At 41.7% G+C, this 19942-nt stretch carries 17 protein-coding genes, 1 tRNA gene and 1 pseudogene; 13 read left to right on the forward strand and 6 right to left on the reverse strand.

Annotation, left to right across the window (positions count from 1 at the left end):
• The first annotated feature begins 12 nt into the window (after positions 1–12).
• Entirely contained in the window at positions 13–1749 is a 1737-nt protein-coding gene (locus tag DP114_RS08020; RefSeq protein WP_171975851.1) for an Rqc2 family fibronectin-binding protein, read from the forward strand.
• 327 nt (positions 1750–2076) lie between these two features.
• Here DP114_RS08020 and DP114_RS08025 read toward each other — a convergent pair whose 3' ends face one another.
• Positions 2077–3711 (reverse strand): iron uptake porin, encoded by a 1635-nt coding sequence (locus tag DP114_RS08025; protein ID WP_171975852.1) that lies wholly within the window; start codon positions 3709–3711, stop codon positions 2077–2079.
• A gap of 437 nt (positions 3712–4148) precedes the next feature.
• Between DP114_RS08025 and DP114_RS08030 the strand changes: the two genes are divergently transcribed.
• The 4 genes from DP114_RS08030 to petJ all read left to right on the forward strand — a co-directional run bounded on the left by DP114_RS08030 (position 4149) and on the right by petJ (position 7123).
• Positions 4149–4376, forward strand: a complete 228-nt coding sequence (locus tag DP114_RS08030; protein WP_169265505.1) for a hypothetical protein — start codon at positions 4149–4151, stop codon at positions 4374–4376.
• 460 nt (positions 4377–4836) lie between these two features.
• Positions 4837–5328: a photosystem II cytochrome c-550 gene (gene psbV / locus DP114_RS08035; protein ID WP_169265504.1), complete on the forward strand. Its 492-nt coding sequence runs from the start codon at positions 4837–4839 to the stop codon at positions 5326–5328.
• Positions 5329–5957: 629 nt separating this feature from the next.
• The gene (petE, locus tag DP114_RS08040; protein ID WP_171975853.1) at positions 5958–6377 is read left to right on the forward strand and encodes a plastocyanin; all 420 of its coding nucleotides are present in this window, start codon (positions 5958–5960) and stop codon (positions 6375–6377) included.
• A gap of 362 nt (positions 6378–6739) precedes the next feature.
• A complete protein-coding gene (gene petJ / locus DP114_RS08045; RefSeq protein ID WP_211178472.1) occupies positions 6740–7123 on the forward strand; it encodes a cytochrome c6 PetJ in 384 nt (127 codons plus the stop codon).
• Between the two features lie 93 nt (positions 7124–7216).
• On the opposite strand, the gene DP114_RS08050 is transcribed toward petJ, so the two are convergent.
• Positions 7217–9184, reverse strand: a complete 1968-nt coding sequence (locus DP114_RS08050; RefSeq protein ID WP_171975854.1) for a hypothetical protein — start codon at positions 9182–9184, stop codon at positions 7217–7219.
• 319 nt (positions 9185–9503) lie between these two features.
• On the opposite strand from DP114_RS08050, the gene DP114_RS08055 reads away from it, so the two are divergent.
• Together DP114_RS08055 and DP114_RS08060 are read left to right on the forward strand one after the other, a co-directional pair.
• On the forward strand, positions 9504–10199 hold the full coding sequence (locus DP114_RS08055; RefSeq protein ID WP_169265501.1) for an esterase/lipase family protein: 696 nt from the start codon (positions 9504–9506) through the stop codon (positions 10197–10199).
• A gap of 96 nt (positions 10200–10295) precedes the next feature.
• A complete protein-coding gene (locus DP114_RS08060) occupies positions 10296–10952 on the forward strand; it encodes a cytochrome b N-terminal domain-containing protein (RefSeq protein WP_171975855.1) in 657 nt (218 codons plus the stop codon).
• Positions 10953–10958: 6 nt separating this feature from the next.
• Here the strand turns inward: DP114_RS08060 and DP114_RS08065 are convergent, their stop codons facing one another.
• Complete coding sequence (locus DP114_RS08065; RefSeq protein WP_171975856.1) at positions 10959–12881, reverse strand: cation:proton antiporter; 1923 nt, start codon at positions 12879–12881, stop codon at positions 10959–10961.
• 332 nt (positions 12882–13213) lie between these two features.
• Here DP114_RS08065 and DP114_RS08070 point away from each other — a divergent pair.
• Positions 13214–13286 (forward strand) — tRNA-Glu (locus tag DP114_RS08070).
• A gap of 56 nt (positions 13287–13342) precedes the next feature.
• Here DP114_RS08070 and DP114_RS08075 read toward each other — a convergent pair.
• The 3 genes from DP114_RS08075 to DP114_RS08085 form a co-directional block, all read right to left on the reverse strand.
• Entirely contained in the window at positions 13343–13927 is a 585-nt protein-coding gene (locus DP114_RS08075) for an SRPBCC family protein (protein WP_169268247.1), read from the reverse strand.
• Between the two features lie 9 nt (positions 13928–13936).
• A complete protein-coding gene (locus tag DP114_RS08080; RefSeq protein ID WP_246163086.1) occupies positions 13937–15949 on the reverse strand; it encodes a GAF domain-containing sensor histidine kinase in 2013 nt (670 codons plus the stop codon).
• Positions 15950–16680: 731 nt separating this feature from the next.
• Positions 16681–17016 (reverse strand): ribbon-helix-helix domain-containing protein, encoded by a 336-nt coding sequence (locus tag DP114_RS08085; protein ID WP_017315076.1) that lies wholly within the window; start codon positions 17014–17016, stop codon positions 16681–16683.
• A 70-nt stretch (positions 17017–17086) separates the two neighbouring features.
• Between DP114_RS08085 and DP114_RS08090 the strand changes: the two genes are divergently transcribed.
• From DP114_RS08090 to DP114_RS08110, 5 genes and pseudogenes are all read left to right on the forward strand, one after another.
• A complete protein-coding gene (locus DP114_RS08090) occupies positions 17087–17335 on the forward strand; it encodes a hypothetical protein (protein WP_169268249.1) in 249 nt (82 codons plus the stop codon).
• Between the two features lie 82 nt (positions 17336–17417).
• Positions 17418–17585: pseudogene (locus DP114_RS08095) on the forward strand (HNH endonuclease); the annotation flags it as partial.
• Positions 17586–17620: 35 nt separating this feature from the next.
• On the forward strand, positions 17621–18037 hold the full coding sequence (locus tag DP114_RS08100) for an alr0857 family protein (protein WP_169268250.1): 417 nt from the start codon (positions 17621–17623) through the stop codon (positions 18035–18037).
• A gap of 280 nt (positions 18038–18317) precedes the next feature.
• Positions 18318–18695 carry a hypothetical protein gene (locus DP114_RS08105; RefSeq protein ID WP_169268251.1) on the forward strand — a complete coding sequence of 126 codons (378 nt, stop codon included), beginning with the start codon at positions 18318–18320 and terminating at the stop codon, positions 18693–18695.
• A gap of 686 nt (positions 18696–19381) precedes the next feature.
• Positions 19382–19819 (forward strand): TOBE domain-containing protein, encoded by a 438-nt coding sequence (locus tag DP114_RS08110; RefSeq protein ID WP_169268252.1) that lies wholly within the window; start codon positions 19382–19384, stop codon positions 19817–19819.
• Positions 19820–19942: the final 123 nt, after the last annotated feature.

Consider the following 19942-nt stretch of genomic DNA (forward strand, 5'->3'; position numbering starts at 1 on the left):
CGACTAACCGTTGTGCAAACATTTGACTTTACAACTCTTACCGCTGTTTGTAGCGACATCCGCGCTCACTGGCTACCATCGCGCGTAGAGCAGGTTTATCAACGCAACAGCTACACAATTGCCGTAGCACTCCGCACCCTGAAGCAGCGGGGTTGGCTGGAAATTTCTTGGCATCCGCAAGCAGCACGCCTTCACATCGGTGAACCACCACCAAGAACACCAGATACTTTTACCTTTAGCCAACAACTAGTGCACCAGTTGGGCAGTTTGGCGTTGGTGGGGCTTGAGGCGATTGCTCCTTGGGAACGTGTAGTTGATTTGCAATTTGCCCGTCGTCCAGGGGAAAGCGCCCTGTATCACCTGTACGTCGAAATCATGGGCAAGTACAGCAATGTTATTCTCACCGATGCCAATAACAGCATTATCACCGTTGCCCATCAAGTCAAACAACAACAATCTAGTGTCCGTCCAATTCTGACAGGACAGCCTTATGAAACACCACCCAGTCTCACCGCTGCTACACCCAGCTTAAGTGAATCTCAAGAACGTTGGCAAGAACGAGTTAGCTTAGTACCAGGAGCTATCAAGCGTCAGTTGCTCAAAACCCATCGCGGTGTTTCTCCTTCACTGATACAATCAATGCTGATGGTATCAGAAATCAACCCAGAGAGTTCGACACAGACCCTCAAACTTGATGACTGGCAACGGCTGTTTGATCATTGGCAAGAATGGCTGCAAAAGGTCGAAAGCGAGAAGTTTGAACCTGGTTGGACACAAGAAGGTTACACCGTGGTTGGTTGGGGTGTCCACAAAAGTGCCAAAGATATCCAAGAGTTACTCAACCGTTACTACACAGATCAGCTCAATCAACAAATATTTTCCCAACTGCGCCATCAATTGAGTCAAAAACTGAATAATCTTTTGGAGAAATTACGAGTGAAAGCTGCTACTTTTAAGCAACGCTTGCAGCAGTCAGAAAAAGCAGATGAATATCGACAAAATGCTGATTTGTTGATGGCGCATCTCCATGAATGGCAAGTGGGAATGACAGAAATTGTTATCCCTGATTTTGAAACTAGCGAACCAGTAAAAATAGCTTTACAGCCAGATAAAAATGCCGTCCAAAATGCCCAAAATCTCTACAAGCAGCATCAAAAACTTAAACGCGCTCGTATTGCCGTAGAACCATTATTGGCAGAAGTCAATGCTGAAATTGAGTATTTGGAGCAAGTGGAAGCGGCTATTTCGCAGATAGAAAATTACAACACAGCAGAAGATTTACAAGCTCTTGAAGAAATCCGTGAGGAACTTATTCAACAGCGGTATTTTGAAGACTCAGAATATCGCCGTCGCAGTCCAACGGAAGCTGCTAGCATTAACTTTTATCATTATCGCACTCCCAGTGGTTTTGAAGTTTTAATTGGTCGGAATAACCGCCAGAATGACCAATTAAGCTTTCGTGTGGCAAACGATTACGATTTATGGTTCCATGCTCAAGAGATTCCAGGTAGCCACGTGTTACTACGTCTGGAAGCAGGTCGTGTCCCAGAAGAAGCTGATTTGCAATATGTTGCTAACTTAACAGCATACTACAGTCGTGGTCGTCAAAGTGAACAGGTTCCAGTTGTTTACACTCAGCCAAAATATGTTTATAAACCCAAAGGAGCGAAACCGGGAATTGCTATCTACAAGCAGGAGCGTATCATTTGGGGACAACCGCAGTCGTTAGTGCTCAATCCTAAGTCGTGAGTTGCGATTATATTTGTTGTTCAAAATACAAAAAAAATTATTTAAATTTTGATTTTTAATTCAAAATTTAAACAATTTTCCCCCTACATACCATATTTAGAATTTTTATTAAAGATGGAAACTTATTTTCTTCCTAAATATCTTTTTTTGATAAATGTCATAAAAAATTTGTACTGACTGTTACAATATTGTTAAGAAAAGTATCCCGTTGCGTTTTGGGAACGCGCGACTTGGGGTTAACTGTTTTGAGAAGACAACACAAATTAAGATGTTTAAATAGACCAGCTGTGGTAGGCTGGTCTTTTTGTACTGCTTAATTTGCGCTTTTCAAAAACTGAAGGTGGTTCTAAGTGCACCAATCACAACACCATCGTTGTTACTGTTATGATCTGGCGCTGTCAGCCAAATGACTCCTGGAGTAATAGTGATATTGTCAGTCACCTTGTATTGGTAGAACGCTTCTAGGTGATATGAAGTATCTCTGTCTTTGGAAATTTCATTAATACTAGAGCCTGTGACTTTCGGCTCCATACCAAAGATGATACCTGCTAAGTTTCCTTTTTTACCAAGATCGGGAAATCCTAAAGTTACAGCCCAGTTCCAAATATCAAGCTCACCACGGTCAATTCTTCCTCCTTCGGTAGATAAGTTACGAGCGTTGGTGTATCCAACCCAACCACCCAAGACAAATTTCTCACTCAGACCAAGGGATGCTTGTATACCGTAGGAATCGCTGGAAAATGGCACATTCACTGGCTCAGGTTCTCCAGGCACATCAGGGGGAGCAGCTAACTCTGACTTAAAGAAAGATATAGGATTTGCCCGCTGGCTACCAGTGCCCAATTCCTGATTATAGGCGTTGATGTAGGTTAAGCCAATAGTAAAGCGCTCACTGGGTTTAAAAGTGAGCTGTGCAAGAGCACCATATGGACCTTTGAACAATCCATTATCAGAAGATGGATCATTGGGTGAACTTCCTAAATACCCCAAACTGAGTGATAACGCCTCACCAAACTGCTGAGTAACTCCCAGTCCCGCACCATCCATTTGGTAATAAATTGGGTTTCGTGTGCCAAAGCTCGACAAAGCACCAAATGCGCCGTCCCCATCAAAAATGTTGACTGTATTGGTGAGATCATCTGCTGCACCCGCATTGGCAATTGCAATAACCTGTGTACTTTTGGTAAGAGGGAATTTGTACCACAGTGCATCAATAAGAGCATCAGTTGTGCCGTCTTCATCGGCAAAGAACAGGCTGCCCTCTGGTGTTCCAATATTAGGGTTGAGAATATTATTAGTCTGTATCCGAGTAAAGAGTGTATCTTCGCCTGTGAAGCTGGTGACAAACTCCACACGCGCGCGCGCCCCTAAGGTTGTGTGATTGTTTTTGACATCTACATCGTTAACTCTATCGCCTCCCAAGACATCAGTGATTGCAGCAACCACTTGTCCCTGTAACTTCGTCGTAGTAGAAAATTGATTTGCCTCTAATTCAGCAGCTTTTGCTTCCAGAGTATCCACACGACCTCGCAGTGTCGCCAGTTCTGCTGCAAATTCTTCTTGTAGTCTTTGTAATGTCGCTAAATCTTGTTTATTTACCAAATCTGCTGTGGCGGTGGCTATGAGTTCGTTGACTCGGTTGAGACAAGCATTCAACCCAGCTGCGAATTCATATCGCGTCATCGCCCGATTTCCGCGATAAGTTCCATTCGGGTATCCAGCAATACAGCCATAGCGCTCCACTAAAGATTGCAGTGCTTGAAAAGCCCAATCAGTGGGTTGTACATCTGATAGCTGAGACACCGAAGTGACTTGTGCCGTTGTCTTGTTTTGGGTGGTATTCTCAGCTTGTTTGATTTCTAAATTAGCTGGTGTTTCCCCCGCAACAGCAGTGGTACTCATCGCTAACATTGCCCCCAAAACTGCTGGACTAGCCAGCAAAGATTTCCACAAGTTTGTCATTTTTTTCCTCACACCAATTCTCAATTACTAGCCACATTCTGCTTTCTTAAAATTCATTTTTTATAGAAAGTAGTTTCATTAATTTATCAGTAATCAGCAAATTGTTTAACAACAAATTTAAAAATTTATCATTAAATCTGCATATAATATATGTGAAAGTAAAACTCCTGCACAGCAAGCCATTAGAAGTCATTCGGAATCAATCTATACTTTTGTTCAGCCTAAGTACATACAGTATTACTCTTAAGAAAATTTCTTTTTAAGAAGAACATGTAATTACAAGTATACAATAATAATGATAATCGTTATTATATATTTGAGCAAACAAAACTTAAACACAGCAAAACAGACAGTTTTCAGTAAGGACAAAACAGTGATCTGGACTGACACCAGATGCAGAAGAAAATGTAAAATTTTAGTACAATAGAATACAAAAATTGACAGTGTTACAGGTTTGCCATGACATCCATATGGTGAGTCGCCATTGTGATATGCGTAGCGTCAAGCAAGCGCGCTTATCGCCCTTTGAGCGGTTCCCTTTGGGAGCATCGCTTGGGGCAATGCAAACTCTGTTTGCACTGGTGTTGCACCAAGTCGCACTTTCACCCCAAAACCTTTTAGCAATCTACAGTCCTGCCTTCGGTCACTATCAACATCATCACTAATTGACACTTTTACACCTAGGATGACATGGCAAGCTTTCTGAGTCAGCCTACCACTGATGAGTTTCCCTGTCGCCTTTTGTGATATTGGTATTACAGCAGCTCTATCTCTACCTGAAGTGTTATGGCTTTTGCGGATCTGTCAATTGCCGAGATAGCCACTGACTACAGTGTTCTTGTGGAAAAGGTGTTGTCTATGTGTGACGAACTTTTAATTGCCTACAAAAACCCTAAGACCCCTTTGGCTAGCTTAGGATGCAAAGGCAATTATTTCCCAAATTCTGTCTGAACCACACTTAGAAGGTACTAGCAACACAAGTTATGAAACCGAAGTGACTTGAGTTGCTTATAGCTCGTGCCTAATAGCGAAGAATATTAACACTCAGCAATTAGCCATGAGCACGAATGAGGTTGAGCATTGTCATTTTAGCTGTGTTGAGCATCAAAATCGTTAAGGGGAAAAATGTTTAGAAAATTGTTTGGCATTTTTGCGGCTACTATTTTGCTGACCTTTCAATTCGTTGTCGGTAGCGCCTCCGCAGTGCAACTAGATAAAACGACCCGCACCGTGACATTAAATGAGGGTGGCGAGACTACTGTCGTTAGCCTTAAACAACTCAAAGAAGGCAAACGCTTATTTAACAACACTTGCTCCCAGTGTCATCCTGGAGGTATTACCAAGACAAACCAAAACATAGGACTCGATCCTGAAACACTCGCCCTAGCTACACCAAACCGTAACAACGTTGAAGGTTTGGTGGACTACCTGAAAAATCCTACCACCTTTGACGGGGAAGAGGAAATTTCTGAATTACACCCCAGCACCAAGAGCGCAGATATTTTCACAGAAATGAGAAATCTGACCGATGATGACCTAGAGGCGATCGCTGGTTATATTCTCGTGCAACCGAAGGTTGACCCTATACGATGGGGAGGCGGTAAAATTTATTACTAAAACGACTAGCTTGATTTAGTTATTAGTGAGCCAGGGCTGTACCGAGGTTTTCCTCGTGCCGGCTCTGGCTCTGCTGTTGAATCCTTAGAAACTCTATAATTAGGGACTAATAATTAGTCACTCGTACATCTAGAAAAAAAGCACACACATTTTCATCGCTACGCGTCTACAGAATCATTGAAAAGCTTATGACCTAAGCTTTTTGGATTCAGTTGCAAGAGCGTGTCCACAGGACATATTTTGAATTCTGCGTCAGTACAAGCGTACGAATTAGGCGTTAGAGCAAGCGTGGCTCACGCCACTTGATCCACTTGGGACGACGAGCGCTGTACTACCGACTAACGACTACAAACTATTTTTAATGAAGTTTATTAACAGTTATAACACTTAGGAAAATAGTTGGAGTCAGTGAACTGGAATTGAGGAGAAAAAGAGTTTTTGGAACTTAGTACTTAAGACTGATGAATGATATACATCTTTGTGTTTTTAGTCAAGTTGTCATTGCTGATGAGAATAGTATGATTCGCCAATATTAAAAAAAACTTTGCATCTACGACAGATTGTCATATTTAGGCTTAAATTTATCTAAAATGGATAAGGAAGATAAAACCTGCTGTTAGGAGAAAGCTATGAAAATGATCGCGTCAAGCTTACGGCGCTTTGGTATAGCATTGTTAACAACTTTTTTCGTTGTTAGTAGCTTAGTTGTTTTTGCTCCCAGTGCTTCAGCGGAAACATATACTGTTAAACTGGGTAGTGATAAAGGAATGTTGGTATTTCAGCCAAAGCAATTGACGGTTAAACCAGGCGACACAATTGAATGGCTCAACAACAAAGTTCCTCCTCATAATGTTGTGTTTGATCCAGCCAAAAATCCTGCCAAGAGTAAGGAAGTTGCTAAAGATTTGTCTCATAAGAAGTTGCTCATGAGTCCTGGTCAAAAAACAACAACAACTATCCCAACAGACGCAGCTCCGGGTGACTACACTTTCTACTGCGAACCTCACCGTGGCGCAGGTATGGTTGGCAAAGTCACTGTCGAAGGCTAGATTTAAGCTGTTGACAGAAAAACTTCATCGTGAGCAAAAAGAGCGAATTACGCTTTTAGATCACAGACCCTAATGTTGATATGTTTACATGAAGGGTTATCAGTGGTGACAAGTTTTATCCTCGTCCAAAAGTTGATGGCAACAAAGAGAGATAAACTCGTCACCACTAATTTTGAGAAAATTTGTATCTAAAGAAACAACTTACCTCGTTAGTCACAAACAATTTACAAGATTACGGCGTAGTGGCACTTGGAAGTTAGCAACTGTATCAAAGAGTAGTTCCTTTAAGACTTCTGGCAGCCTTACAATAGTGACTGGAGACTGTTTTTGAGTCGCTGGAGGCTAGTTGCAAGGAGAATCTCTTGAGAATAGTTTTATTTATAGCTTTATTGGCGATCAGCCTTTGGGCCGCTCCCTGTTGGAGGATCGCCTTGTTCCAATTTACATTTATTGATTCAGCACTTGCAGCCGAAATAACCTACGGTGCCAAAATCTTTAAAGCTAACTGCTCTTCTTGTCATATAGGTGGTGGTAACATCCTGATTAGCGAAAAAACTTTGAAAAAGGAAGCTTTATCAAAGTACCTGGAGGATTATGATGCAGACTCAATCCAAGCGATTATCTACCAGGTGCAAAATGGCAAGAATGCTATGCCCGCATTCAAGAGTAAGTTAAGTGAACAGGACATTATAGACGTAGCTGCTTACATTGTCGAAAAAGCAGAACAAAACTGGCAAGATAGCTAAAAATACAATACAAAAAAAAACCCTCTCGAACACTAGAGGGTTTTTTATTAATAGGAAGCAAGATAAGGAACTTTAGTTGAGTGATTACTATTTTTATTTTTCCTGATTGCCGCCTTGTCTTGTATCTCTAATTTGACGCAACTGTTGTAGTAATTTTTGACTATTTTGACCAGAAGCAGAAGCTTGATTGCTAGTGACTTCTTGCTCAGAAGTTTGTTTAAGATTAGCTTGTGGTGACGACGTACTTTGTCTGATAACAACCCGTTGCTGTGATGGCTGTGATGTTTGTTGTTGTTTATCAGTTTGTAAAGAAGATGCAGACTGTCTGACAACAACTTGTTGCTGTGATGTTTGTTGTTGTTTATCAGTTTGTAAAGAAGATGCAGACTGTCTGACAACAACCTGTTGCTGTGATGTTTGTTTTTCTTGATTAGTTTGTGGTGCAGGCGTATTCTGCATCACAACCACCCGTCGCCGTCGTGAAGTTTGTTGTTCAAGATTTGCTTGCGGTGCAGACTGAGTTTGGTTTTGGGATAGTTGTTGGTTCGTTGATGATGAACTAGAGCCCTGAGGCAGGTTAACTTTTTGCGGTTGTTTAGATGGTTGTAAATTAACCCTGTCGGGACGCAAACCCTGAGTCATCTCGATTTTTTGTGGTTCTTTGGATGGTAGTAAGGTGACTGGTACTGAGCGCAAACGTTGAATTAAGCTGCGTTGTGCTGCGCTAGTTGCTGGTTGTGTTTGATTGACTCGAGATGAGGTTGACAGTTCTGATGCAGGAATTTTAGAAATATTGCTGTTAGGTTTGAACGAAATGTTAAATGGGTAAAGCTTGGGCTTGCCATTTGCCTGTACAGGATTTTTTTGGAAATATTCTCTGAGATATTGCCTAGCAGATGTTTTCAACTCAGGTGAAACAGTATTATTTCGGAAATCTATTGACTCCACTTGACCTTCACGATTGACTACCAAATCACCTTCAACGTTGCCCTGTTGTGCTGTTTTGCCATTAACTGTTTCAGCTATGGGCTGTTTGGTTTCTAAGTTAGGATATTGCTGTTTAGCTTCTGCCAAACGTTGTGGAAAGGTTTTAGGTGTTGACGGTGTTGACAACGACCTGGCAATTGCTAGTGGGGGTAACTCAGGAGCTTGCAAATTTGAACCTTGCTGCAATTGCGGGAGGTTTTGCCCTGCTAAAGCGATGTTGTTATTTCCAACTTGTGGAGATTGTACAACAGGGGTTACCAGCGGCTGATTATTCCCACCCTGTAAAACTTCGCTCCCCGACTGAGTAGTTTGTGTAACAGTGCTTACATCACCAGAGGGAGGCATCTGGTCAGGGGAAACAGGAGCAGAGGTGTTAAGGAGTTCCTGTTCCTGAGCTATGTTAGCTGCCTGTATTGGAGGTACATTGTAAGGAGTTCTAGAAGATGCCAGTGGCTTAGCTTCTCCTAATTGTACCTTTTCTTCTGGATAACGAGGCAATGGTTTGACTTTCGCACTTAACGATGGGTCAGGTTCTACATAACGAGGCAATGGTTTGACTTTCGCACTTAACGATGGGTCAGGTTCTACATAACGGGGCAATGGTTTGACTTTCGCACTTAACGATGGATCAGGTTGCAAATCTTTCTTGGAAAGAATTGGCAAAGACTGACTTTTCGGTAACGAAGCAATAGCTATATTATTCGTTTTGCTAGGCAGGGGGGGTAATATCAGAGGAGTAGAAGACCTTGATGGTGGTAGAGGCGGTAATGATGGGATTGATTGATTGGCAAACTTTGGCGAAGGAACTTGTGGTAGTAATGCGGGTGCTGGCGGTTGTAAAGAGAGTTGTGGTACGCCTGGTTGTGGTAGACGGTTTTTTTCGGATTGACTTAATTCAACAAGTCCAACACTGCTTTTTAATGATGGTTCTTGCTTAGGTTTAGAAGAATTCATTGGCACTATCGGCAGGAGAAAGGCGATAGCACTGTGAATGCCAAGAGATGCTAGGACTGCTATCCCAGTCGGCTGGCTTAAGAATTCGGGTATATTTTTCAGGACGGAGACGTAGGACATAGCTTTTATCGTTCACTCGACTCAGTTGCAGTTATCTAGCAATCTATTACTTTGCTATTATCGTTCACTCGACTTAGTTGCAGTTATTTAGCAGTCTTATCTTTAGAGGTAACATGTAACATATAGTATAGTAGTAGAACGGAAGCGCCCCTCTTCAAATAATAGCTTTCTATTTGAAATTGAAAACACCGAACAACACCAATTTTTTAACTTGTTATTTTTTCAAAAATGACGGATATTTTATTCAAAAGTTGCACTCGCTAACATTCTGCTTCCAAAATGATGCTTTTTCATCTCTAATCTTTATCCAATATCAAAAATGCCTTTACCGACAGTTATTTTGCCGGGATATCTAGAAAGCGGAGTCGCTTACCGCTCACTAGAACAATCTTTGCAGGAATTGGGTTTTCCTGCTGTGACTGTAGCACTGCGACGGCGTGACTGGATACCCACTCTTGGCGGAAGATCTGTGACACCTATTTTGCAGCAACTCCATGCGACGGTCAACCAGATGTTACAGCGATGCAATACCTCTCAAATTAACTTGATTGGTCACTCAGCTGGAGGTTGGCTCTCTCGGATTTACTTGGGAGAAAAACCTTACTCAGGACGTGGTGAGGTCACTTCATCTGTATGGCAAGCTCACCCTCTAGTTGCAACTCTGATTACATTGGGTACACCTCATATCAGCCAAGAACGCTGGACACGCTGGAATTTGGATTTTGTTAATCAAAACTATCCTGGAGCATTTTACAAAAATATTCGCTACGTTTGTGTAGCTGGAAAAACTATCTTTGGGCAAAGGCGTAGGGGTAGTTGGTTAGCTTACAGTAGCTATCAGTTAACTTGCGGCAAAGGTAACACGTGGGGTGACGGAATTATACCCATTGAAGCGGCTCATCTTCAAGGTGCCCAAAACATTGTTATAGAAGGAGTCAGGCATTCTCCTAAAAGCTCTGGATTGTGGTACGGTTCACCAGAACCATTGAAAAATTGGGTTCAATACTTAGTATAAAATATTAATAATAATTCTTTTCAAAAACTAACTATTCTTAATAATTCTTAGTTACACTCGTAATATAAGTAAAGATAATTAAGGAAGTGCTTAGCCATGGACAACACACAGTCAGATGTGGTTCTGCGGCGAATCACAACAATATTATCGGTAGTCATCATCACTTTAACCCTGGTTGGTGCTACCACCGGAATTTTGTTGTCCTTTTACTATGAACCAGCAGCAGGTCGAGCTTACCAGTCATTGAAAATTATTGACACAGAAGTTCCATACGGGTGGTTGTTCCACAAAGCGCACCAGATAACTGGTAACGCGGTTGTTGTTATTGCTCTGATCCAAGTTGTGATCATGTTTGTCAGCAGACAATTTCGCAAGAGTTGGCTGACTGCTTGGATCAGTGGAATTTTCTTTACCCTAAGTGCGATTGGATTGGGTTGGACAGCGATGATCCTCTCTTGGGACCAAGAAGGATTTTGGCGTTTTAACATCGAACTGGGAACCATAGAAGCTATTCCTTTGGTTGGTTCAATACTGCGAGATATTTTGACTGGTGGTGGAGCAATTAGTACCGTCACTGTCCAGCACCTTTACACAATACATAGTTATCTGATTTCGGTTACTGCCATAGTTCTATCTGTTGTGCATTTATTGAGCGTACTGTGGCTAGAATTGCAATTGAAAAAAATGTATTCAGAAGGAACGCTCCCACAGACAGATAAAGTACAGCAGCAACCAGCCAATGCTCAGGGATAATAAATTTTAAGGTGTGCGAGCATCGCTACGAGAAAGTTGAGAGAGTTTTGCCAACGGTATTTCTTCAACCTTCGGTAATTTTTCAAGGGCGAGGCGAGTAGATTGGCTAGCACCCGACAAGCGTTTTAATAATTGTGGTCTGGGATCGTGTAAGAGGTAGATAATGCGATCGCCAACTTCCCACTCTTGCGCTGCAGGCATAACTTGAAGATGTTGTTCTCGTTCTACCAATAGCGGTATCAACTCGCCAGCTCTAATTAACGCCATCAAATGCTCTTGTTGAAGGTCAAAACTAGATTCATTAAGCGTCGTTGTCCCCAACTTGACCTGTCCGTCATTCACATAATCATTCCAGGTTTTAATTGGTAAATCTGGAATCAAAGCCTGACTAACCGTATTCTCATTCGTAGAGATTGTTGCTTGTGGATCGCGAGGGAAAACAGCCAAGACACGTGGCGGATTAAACTCTTCTGCTGCACGTTGTGCTAACACAAAATTAACCTCACCATTACTAGTCATTGCTAAGAAAGTTCCCATTTCGCCAAGTCCTGCTTCTTCCAATACACCAGTATCCAAGGCACTGCTGGAGATAACTCTTAGATTTTGTGCTTGGGCTTGTTCACTGCGTTGTGCGTCAGTGTCAATCATCACCACTGGTTCTCCCCATTCTTGGAACAACCGAGCAATTAATAAACTCAAGGGGTTACAACCGACAATCACCGCCCCTATGGCGTCTTTTGAGGTAATTTCCAGACATTTGGCAAACCAAGCAGCCGTTAACCCTTGACAGAACACAGTCATGATAATTGTGAGAAACACCAAAGCTTTGATAGCCTCACCACCGTTAATTCCACGCTCAGTCAGTAAAATTGCAAACAAAGAAGCAACGGAGGCAGAAACTATTCCGCGTGGGGCAACCCAACTTAAAAACAATTTCTGTCGCCAGTTAAATTCACTGTTCCAAGTACAAAAGAGGATATTTATCGGGCGAACGATAAACATCAAAACTAGCACCGTGAACACACCACCCCAACCCAAAGCAAAGACACTCGCAATTGATAAGTCAGCAGCAAGCAAAATGAACAACACCGAAACGCTGAGAATAGTCAGCTGACCTTTGAAACGCCGCAACAATCGTTCTTCTGGCACTGAAGAAGCTCCAAAAACAACTCCTGCAACGACAACTGTCATTAATCCCGACTCGCTGCGAATCATTTGCGATAAAGCAAATAAGCCCCATAATCCCGCCAGAACAACCAGGTTTTTGAGTTCAAACGACAGAAAATTGGCACGTTTGGAAATTAAGGACATTAGCCAGCCACCGGCTGCACCAATCACGCCACCAACACCTAAGCGCAGCGTGAGACTGCTCATTGCCGTCATAAAGTCGGTATGGTCGTTTAATATGGTGTTGAGCACCACAACGGCGAGGATAGCTCCTACTGGGTCAATAAGAACGCCTTCCCCTTCCAAAAGCGTTGCAACCTGCCGATCCACATTAATTTGTTTGAGCAAAGGACTAACAACAGTTGGTCCTGTAACCACAACTAAGGAAGCGTAGAGAAAAGCAATTGGCCAAGGGAATTCACCCAGCCAGTGCACTGCCATACTACCCCCAAGCAGCGTGATCATCGTTCCCAAGGTGACAAGCAGTTGCAGGCTAGTGGAAACTTTGCTTAACTCTTCGAGATCAAGGCTTAGTCCGCCTTCAAACAGAATAATTGCTGTTGCCAAAGCGACGATAACTTCTAGCCCAGTGCCTAGCATATGAGGGTCTAACAGCCCAAAGCCATCAGAGCCAAGCAGGATGCCAAACATCAGCAAAAAGACGATACTGGGTACCCGAAGGGATGCAGCCAGTACTTGAGCGCTAATACCTGCAAACACGGCAATCACGATTTGCAGGGTGATTTCAAAAGATGCTTCCATGCTGTAGATTTTGACCGAGATATTTCAAAATCTTTTGTAAAGAATAGTAAATCTTAATTCTACTGCGTGCAACATCACACCGAGAGTTTCTCACCAAATCGATTTATCGTTTCATGTTTAGTTACTAAGTATACATTTTTTATGTTGTTGTGAACCAGGAGTGATGATTGCCTGTGACTATACTCTGAGTTATCCATTCTTCTTCTTCTTAAGTATTTTTGCTGAAAAACAGTTAGAGTGTCCCTATTTCTCATTTTCCTAGAAAGTTTTTTTCAAAAAGCTGTTGACATCAGTAAAAAAAATAGTTATAGTATTTAAAGTGTTGAACTAGCGCCCCCATCGTCTAGAGGCCTAGGACACCTCCCTTTCACGGAGGCGACGGGGATTCGAATTCCCCTGGGGGTATTGTAAATAAAGAGAGAGGTAGAAAATACTCGAGTATTTTCTACCTCTCTCTTTATTTATGCTTCTAACACTCGTTGGCGAATGGCAAGAAGGTTCAACTGCATATCATCGCTTATACGACGTTCGATGATTGCGATTGGCATAGTACGTTTAGGCCAAACCTTCACGGTGTAGTAAAGATATGTCCCCATATATTCACTAAAGGAGTAAGGCTCTAATAGCCAGCTACCAGAGAAGTCTTTGAAATCTCCTTCTACCATACGGAAATTAATTTCCTTGGGAAAAGATTCTTCTAAGTCCAGAACAACACGCGCACAAAAGTTAAAGCTCAGAAACCGCTGAGCGCCGATTTGTTCTAAACGAATACCTCCTTGAGGATGCTCAAGGAGGCGACTTTTTGTCAGATTGGGGATGAAGTCAGCTAAAGCTTCATAATCTGTGAGTACTTTCCAGACTTGTTCTACTGGCTGGGAAATTTGAAGCGAAGCCGTGATTTGTCGCTGTCGTTCTGCTATTCTCTCGATTTCGACGTCTACAGCTTGTAAATCATCTGTTTGAGTCGCTCCATTTCGTTCTAGATCGATGTCGTCGCTAATAACAGACAAATCCAGTCCCTCTTGTATGTTGTGTTCTTCAGTCACTTTCACAAGTTATGAGTCGTTTTTATCAGAAAATTGGGGCAGTGTCAGGGTAAAGCAGATTGTACTGAAGCTAGAATCCTCTATGGGCGTACTTTCCACTGTAATTGTCCCATTGAGATGTTGAACTAAAGACTTGACCAGAGCAAGTCCCAAGCCTGCTCCTGGAGTCCATCTCCCTTTCCCCCGACGAAACCTGTCAAATATGTAACTAGCTTCTTCTTCTGAGATGCCACGTCCGATGTTGTTCACTTGAATTATAACTTGGTCAACCTCTTGATTGACTTGATGGGTGACTTGCAAATGGACAACAGTGTCATGTTCTGAGTATTTGCTAGCATTTGTTAATAACTCCTGCAAAATACGGTCAAAACTTTCTCTTTCGGTTTGCACTGTGAGTGGCGAATCTGGGAAATCTAGGGAAAGGCTTATGCCCTTATCTGCTAGTTTAGCCTCAAAAGTGGCAGACAAATCACGAATTCTTGTATTTAAATCAGTCGTCTCTAACTGCGGACGTTCATTATGAGTGGCTAATTCTTGGAGTTTTAATAAATCATTAATTAAATGAATCTCATCCGTGCAATCTTGCTCGATCATATGGGCGTATTTGGTTTGACGCTCGTTTAATTGCCCCATTTGACGTAAGTTACGGATAGCCACACTAATCCTTGTTAGTGGATGACGCAAGCGATCGCTAATATTGCTTAAAAATTCATCCTTCAAATCATTAAGCTTTTGTAATTGTTCAGTCTGTTGACGCTTCACTTCGTAAAGTCTTGCTTGAACTTCCAAACTACGTTGCAGTTGTGCTGTACGTTCATCTACCAATGTTTGTACTTGGCGTAGTGTCTGTGTTTGAATTATGGCATTGCTGAGTTGAGCACAGACCATTTGTACTATATTTAATTCTGTTGCTTGCCAATCGCGAGCAACTGCTTGCTGTAACACTAAAAATCCTAATACTTTACCTTGAATTTCTAATGGCATTAATAGCACTACAGGCAGCGCTTCTATAGCAAATACTGGGTTAACTGTTAAAGTATCTTTTAAATCTGTATCATCAATAATTAATGGATTTCCAGAGTTCACGAAGGCACGCTGGCATAGACCACAGTCCCTCAGAGAAAAGGAAATTTGTGAAATATCTAACTGATTTATTAGGGGAGTTTCGGTCGTTCCATTCCACTGGGCCACAACAGAGGCTTTTGCTTGCGGAATTTGTTGTTGTCGTCGATTTCTAAACAACGGATCGGTATACTTGAGCAGTATAAGCAGACCACGATCTGCTTCGAGAGCCTCAGCTGTGGAAGCAAGGGCCAGCCGAAGCATTTGATTGATCTCCAGATTGGTGCGACTTATAATAGTTAGTCGCTTGATTAAGCTTTGATGCTGTACACAAGTTCGCAGGTACTGATTTTGATCAGCAATCTGCTGTGCTTGTGCGACTTGAGAAAATGCGATCGCGCAAGACGACTCCACAGCTTTTAAGAGCTGTTTTTGTGATTCCCGCCAAACGTATGGCTGCGATTTAATGAGACTAATCACACCGTTATTTTTACCACCAAATCGAGTGGGTATTGCTAAAACGGCCTTGATTGTTGGTGGCAAAGATTGACGTCCAATTGCCAAACATTTTTGAATTGTTGGAATATCCTCAATGGTGAATCTTTCAGACGCACATTCGATGACTGCTACGTCTAAGTGCTGTTCGGTTGAAAACATTTCATCTTCTGCACCAGACAACTCTAAGTTCTCTTCGGCACACCAGCTAGCAGTTATTGTCTCACTCGATACTTCTGATGATACTGTCACTAAGCTACAACCATCGACTTGAAAGGCAACTCCTATGACTTTGGCAAGATCTTGCAGCATCCTTGTCGGAGTCGAGCTATTGGCAATTATTTTGTTAATTTTGTTTACTAACTGGTAGACAGGTTCTTCCTGATGCGGCATCAGCTTAACCGAGTATTGTTTGTGTAGATTTACTTCATCTAAGCACTTGGACGGTGAGAAAGGTTTGTTCATTCTTGCCACACTCTTGAATATTGACCCCATTTTCTTCGTAAGCAACCTCTCGGAACATGATTCACCCAAAGCTTGTGCTACCTGTTATAGCCCCTTTCTATTGGAGATGGTCAAATCCTTTGTGAGAAATTTTCTTTATGTGTAAAAAATATTAAAAATTAATCAAGACACTGTTGTCAAAGAATTTCGGGTATGTTCGTCTTCAATAATTAGCCAACCTAGACTTAGAATATCCTGCCAGCCTCCATATACAAACCGTAATTTCTCTGGTTTTGAGGCTAAAACTCTGTAAAATATATCCGCGTTAACACTGATATATCTCTAACACGAAGGTATTTTTCTTTATCGTTATGGATTTGGTGAATGGGTTGAACCCTGGTAGTTGAGGTAGAAGAAAATCCTATCACCAAAAAGTTTCAGGGAAAGTGTGTGACTCACTTTTAGAAAAAACCAAAATTTTTTTAGGTGTTTATAGTCTTACTCATAATTGTTTACAAAATTTTACTTTTGACTCAGCTTTAGGGTTTTGATACCTCAGTGTTGTTGAAACTCCTGCGATCGAAACAGCCTCAGTCTTTTGCAAGGCATCCAAATCTATTGGATCAAAGAGTCTAATAATTTGATATCTTAAACTATTAAATTTAGTGATAAATAAAGAGAAAACAAAATTTTGAATGCAGCCCGTTGGAGTATCACATAGAACAACTGAGCTGCATTCAGTTGAAAAAAGTTTAACCAGCTAAACTCTCGACACTCAGAGGAACCATATCCCCATTTCTTGTCAGTCCTAGTAACATTGGTTGTTTTGGTTGAATGAGTTGACCTGTTAGTACACAGCGTTCTTCTTGTTGTGCTGTTGCGGCTATGCTAGCCCGAATATCGGCTCGCGAAAATCGCGGCTTCCACTCACCTGATTTTTGCTGCACATAATTCCAGAGGATGTCTCGAATCAGAGCTTGATATCCCTGATTTCCAGCTAATTCTTTGAGTTTATCTTTCAATTCCCGTTCTAGACGGATGCTGGTGACTTCCATATCGGTGGTTGGTGTGCGAGCTATTGTATGCATCAGTTTTTCTCCTTAAAGTATGGACAGGATAGTAATACAAGTGTAGTATGTTTAAAGGAATGTTCAATAGGTGAAATTTTCTGTGAAATCCGTTTACCCCATCTCTACTTCCTTGCGTGTTGTCAACTGCCGATTTAGTTGGGAATCAGCCGCTGTGGGAGTGGAGTATTTATTTATGGGAGACGGTGCACAGAATAAATGGCAAATCACACAAGGCAATTATGATTCTCAATATGTCAGCATTCGTGTACTGAATGCAGTAGCAAAACTAGAACGACGAAGCGGGAGGTACAAGCAACAGGATGCTGTACCGATATAGAAGCACCAAGACTTAAAGGTCAAATTCTAACCCCCGCTTCCACTCAATAAGAAGCGGGGGTTTGTTTATAAGGAGTCAAGCTGTGACAAGCGCGATGCAAGTTTTAGAACAATCCGTGGTGGTGTTTTCTCAAAATGATATGCCACTGTATCGGGTTAATATCGAGCAAGCGATTGTATTGTTAGTAACATGTAAAGCTGATCCACTATATTTTTCTAGCCAAAGCGGATCGGAAGTTCACTCACCCAGCTCAAGCAAACCTGGAATAACAGGAGAGCATAAGCAATGCTGAAATTAACATACACTGAAACGAGTTTTTGTTTAGAGTGTTTAGTTCAATCGTTGGAAGAATGGGTGCAAGCGCGAGTGATTTTGGCACTGCGAGTGGGTCAATCTCTATGTGTTGAACCCAGCACTGCTTCCTTTTTACTTCCTGTTAATTTGCCAGGAGTAGAAATACTTAAAGCTCTTGTCAATAGAGAGAACAGTGAAATTATCGCTCTTGTCAATTGTGATCACGAGTGTGTGGAAGTGACTCTGCGAGGTTATTGGCTATCAAATAGTTCTCAGGATGGTGATGGCATTTTTATCACCGCGAGCAGCGATTCATCTTATGGTGAACACTCTGCTTCACCTACTGAGTTTTTCCTCCACAAACTTTGGCAAGAAGCTCAACACAGAGCCTCTGTGATGAGCGAATAATGAGTTGTTGGCTTTCAGTCTGGTTGCTGAAAGCTGACAACTGTCATTGTTCTTTTTTTATGCCTATAGCTCACTTCTACAAGTAAAATCGAATCAGTCAGAGCGTGTCTTTGATAACAAATAGATGAAAGAAAGAGGTTTTCAATGTGTTAAAAAATATTCAATTTGTATGAATATTTTTATTCTAATTTTGAAAAAAATCTGGAGAAATTGAGGTTCCCTCATCATTGAATGCGAATTTATGTATAAGCTATTCCGTTGATAGTAAAGATTTTGTGCCATGAGCAGACGTTTTCTTCCTCCTCTTTCTCCAGATGATTTGCCTCCTACTCGGATGACACAACTTGATGAGTTATTACGAAGACAATTAGAAGATGTTATCTACAAACACTTTTTCAAAGCTTGTAGTTCAATGATTCGAGCTTTATTGTCTAATTGTCACTGGTATTTTCAAATAAAGGGTGGTACTTTAATACTGATCATTGTTAACTATGACATGGAAAGTTACTGGCATATAGCAAATGCTATCCCTCAAATGGTTAACAAATTAAAGCTATTTTCAAACACTGCAAAAATCCGTTTCTGTCCTCCATCTAAAGAGGGTATACCTTGGGAAATTGCGGTAGATGAAATATCGGATGAAAACGATGTGTCTTAGCACATGGTTACGAATGCTTCGCGCCAAAAGACCTGTTTGCAGGACTTACGGCGAACGCGAGTGCGTGCGCTTTGTGCTCAGCCGTGTCGAAGGGATAGAAAATACCCGTAAGGATCAAGGCGTTTGTTTCAAAAACGCCTTCCCTGCTCCCAAGGAGCAGAGCTATCATTTCACAGAGTCTTTGGCCAAGACATGCTGAGGAATTGTGCAAAGCGCACTTCCCTGACTGGCGATTGGGCGATCCTTATGTAAGGATGTAAGGATTAGTATTGCTTTCTAGATAAAATGATTAATCAATTGATACATATATAGGATGGTTCCGCAGATTTTTGCGAAGCTTCGTACAGTTTATGTTAAGCGTTAAGCGCGATGCACTGAGCGTGGTCGTTGTGTTCCCAACCTCAACTAGTAACTTCATAAACAAAACCGAATTCCTATATCATCTATATTTTCAGCTGGTAGTAGCAAATACAAGTAAGTTAGTGTTAAATTGTGCTAAAACTGCGAAAAAGTCAAACAATCCTAAGCTAAATATTCACAAGCAAACTAGTAAATGCTGTGCCAATAAAAATAAGTTGTCAACTCAAAGGGAAAACAGCGGGACAGAGATTTATTTTTACAAGGATTGACACTTGGTAGGATCATACCAAGACAATCTCATTATTACCAATAAAATTGGTAAAAGTATGCCAAGAAAAGAACAAGGATGGATTACTTTTCAAACCTCAGAGGAGGAGCGAAAAATTTTAGAAGAGTTTTCAAAGCAGTCTCAGCGCACTAAAACAGAAATTTTGCGCGAATTGGTGCGTGGTCTCAACAAGGAGTCTGCGCAACAGCCATCACTACCAACTCAACGGTATGAAACAGAGGAGGCTTGGACTTCTAGGATAGAAGTTTTTGCTCGCAAAAAACCACTCAAAGTCAGCTCCCGCAATATTCTTAAAGGAATTATTAAACGAGTTGTTACAGGAGCAGTTAACACTGAAGTCACCCTGGAGATCGTTCACAAAGTTGAACTCACCTCAATTATTACAAGAGTGTCAGCTGATGAACTCGGTTTGTCTGAGGGTACAGAAGCTTACGCAGTGATCAAGTCCAACGATATTGTTATTGCTAGGGATTGACATTTTCCCCCGCTAACCTTATTGCCCGTCAGTGACAAAATTATACAAAAGCCCTCACTCCTGAATCCTCTCCCAACTTGGAAAAGGATTTAGGGGTGAGGGTAGTTTTAGAAGTATTAAATT

It is taken from the genome of Brasilonema sennae CENA114 (assembly GCF_006968745.1).
Lineage (GTDB): Bacteria > Cyanobacteriota > Cyanobacteriia > Cyanobacteriales > Nostocaceae > Brasilonema > Brasilonema sennae.

What these genes read in the sequence shown, in the direction of transcription:
- DP114_RS08025 (WP_171975852.1), bottom strand. Translation starts at nt 3,711, where the DNA reads ATGACAAACTTGTGGAAATCTTTGCTGGCTAGTCCAGCAGTTTTGGGG.
- psbV (WP_169265504.1), top strand. Translation starts at nt 4,837, where the DNA reads ATGTTTAGAAAATTGTTTGGCATTTTTGCGGCTACTATTTTGCTGACC.
- petE (WP_171975853.1), top strand. Translation starts at nt 5,958, where the DNA reads ATGAAAATGATCGCGTCAAGCTTACGGCGCTTTGGTATAGCATTGTTA.
- DP114_RS08050 (WP_171975854.1), bottom strand. Translation starts at nt 9,184, where the DNA reads ATGTCCTACGTCTCCGTCCTGAAAAATATACCCGAATTCTTAAGCCAG.
- DP114_RS08055 (WP_169265501.1), top strand. Translation starts at nt 9,504, where the DNA reads ATGCCTTTACCGACAGTTATTTTGCCGGGATATCTAGAAAGCGGAGTC.
- DP114_RS08060 (WP_171975855.1), top strand. Translation starts at nt 10,296, where the DNA reads ATGGACAACACACAGTCAGATGTGGTTCTGCGGCGAATCACAACAATA.
- DP114_RS08065 (WP_171975856.1), bottom strand. Translation starts at nt 12,881, where the DNA reads ATGGAAGCATCTTTTGAAATCACCCTGCAAATCGTGATTGCCGTGTTT.
- DP114_RS08080 (WP_246163086.1), bottom strand. Translation starts at nt 15,949, where the DNA reads ATGAACAAACCTTTCTCACCGTCCAAGTGCTTAGATGAAGTAAATCTA.
- DP114_RS08085 (WP_017315076.1), bottom strand. Translation starts at nt 17,016, where the DNA reads ATGCATACAATAGCTCGCACACCAACCACCGATATGGAAGTCACCAGC.
- DP114_RS08100 (WP_169268250.1), top strand. Translation starts at nt 17,621, where the DNA reads ATGCTGAAATTAACATACACTGAAACGAGTTTTTGTTTAGAGTGTTTA.
- DP114_RS08105 (WP_169268251.1), top strand. Translation starts at nt 18,318, where the DNA reads ATGAGCAGACGTTTTCTTCCTCCTCTTTCTCCAGATGATTTGCCTCCT.
- DP114_RS08110 (WP_169268252.1), top strand. Translation starts at nt 19,382, where the DNA reads ATGCCAAGAAAAGAACAAGGATGGATTACTTTTCAAACCTCAGAGGAG.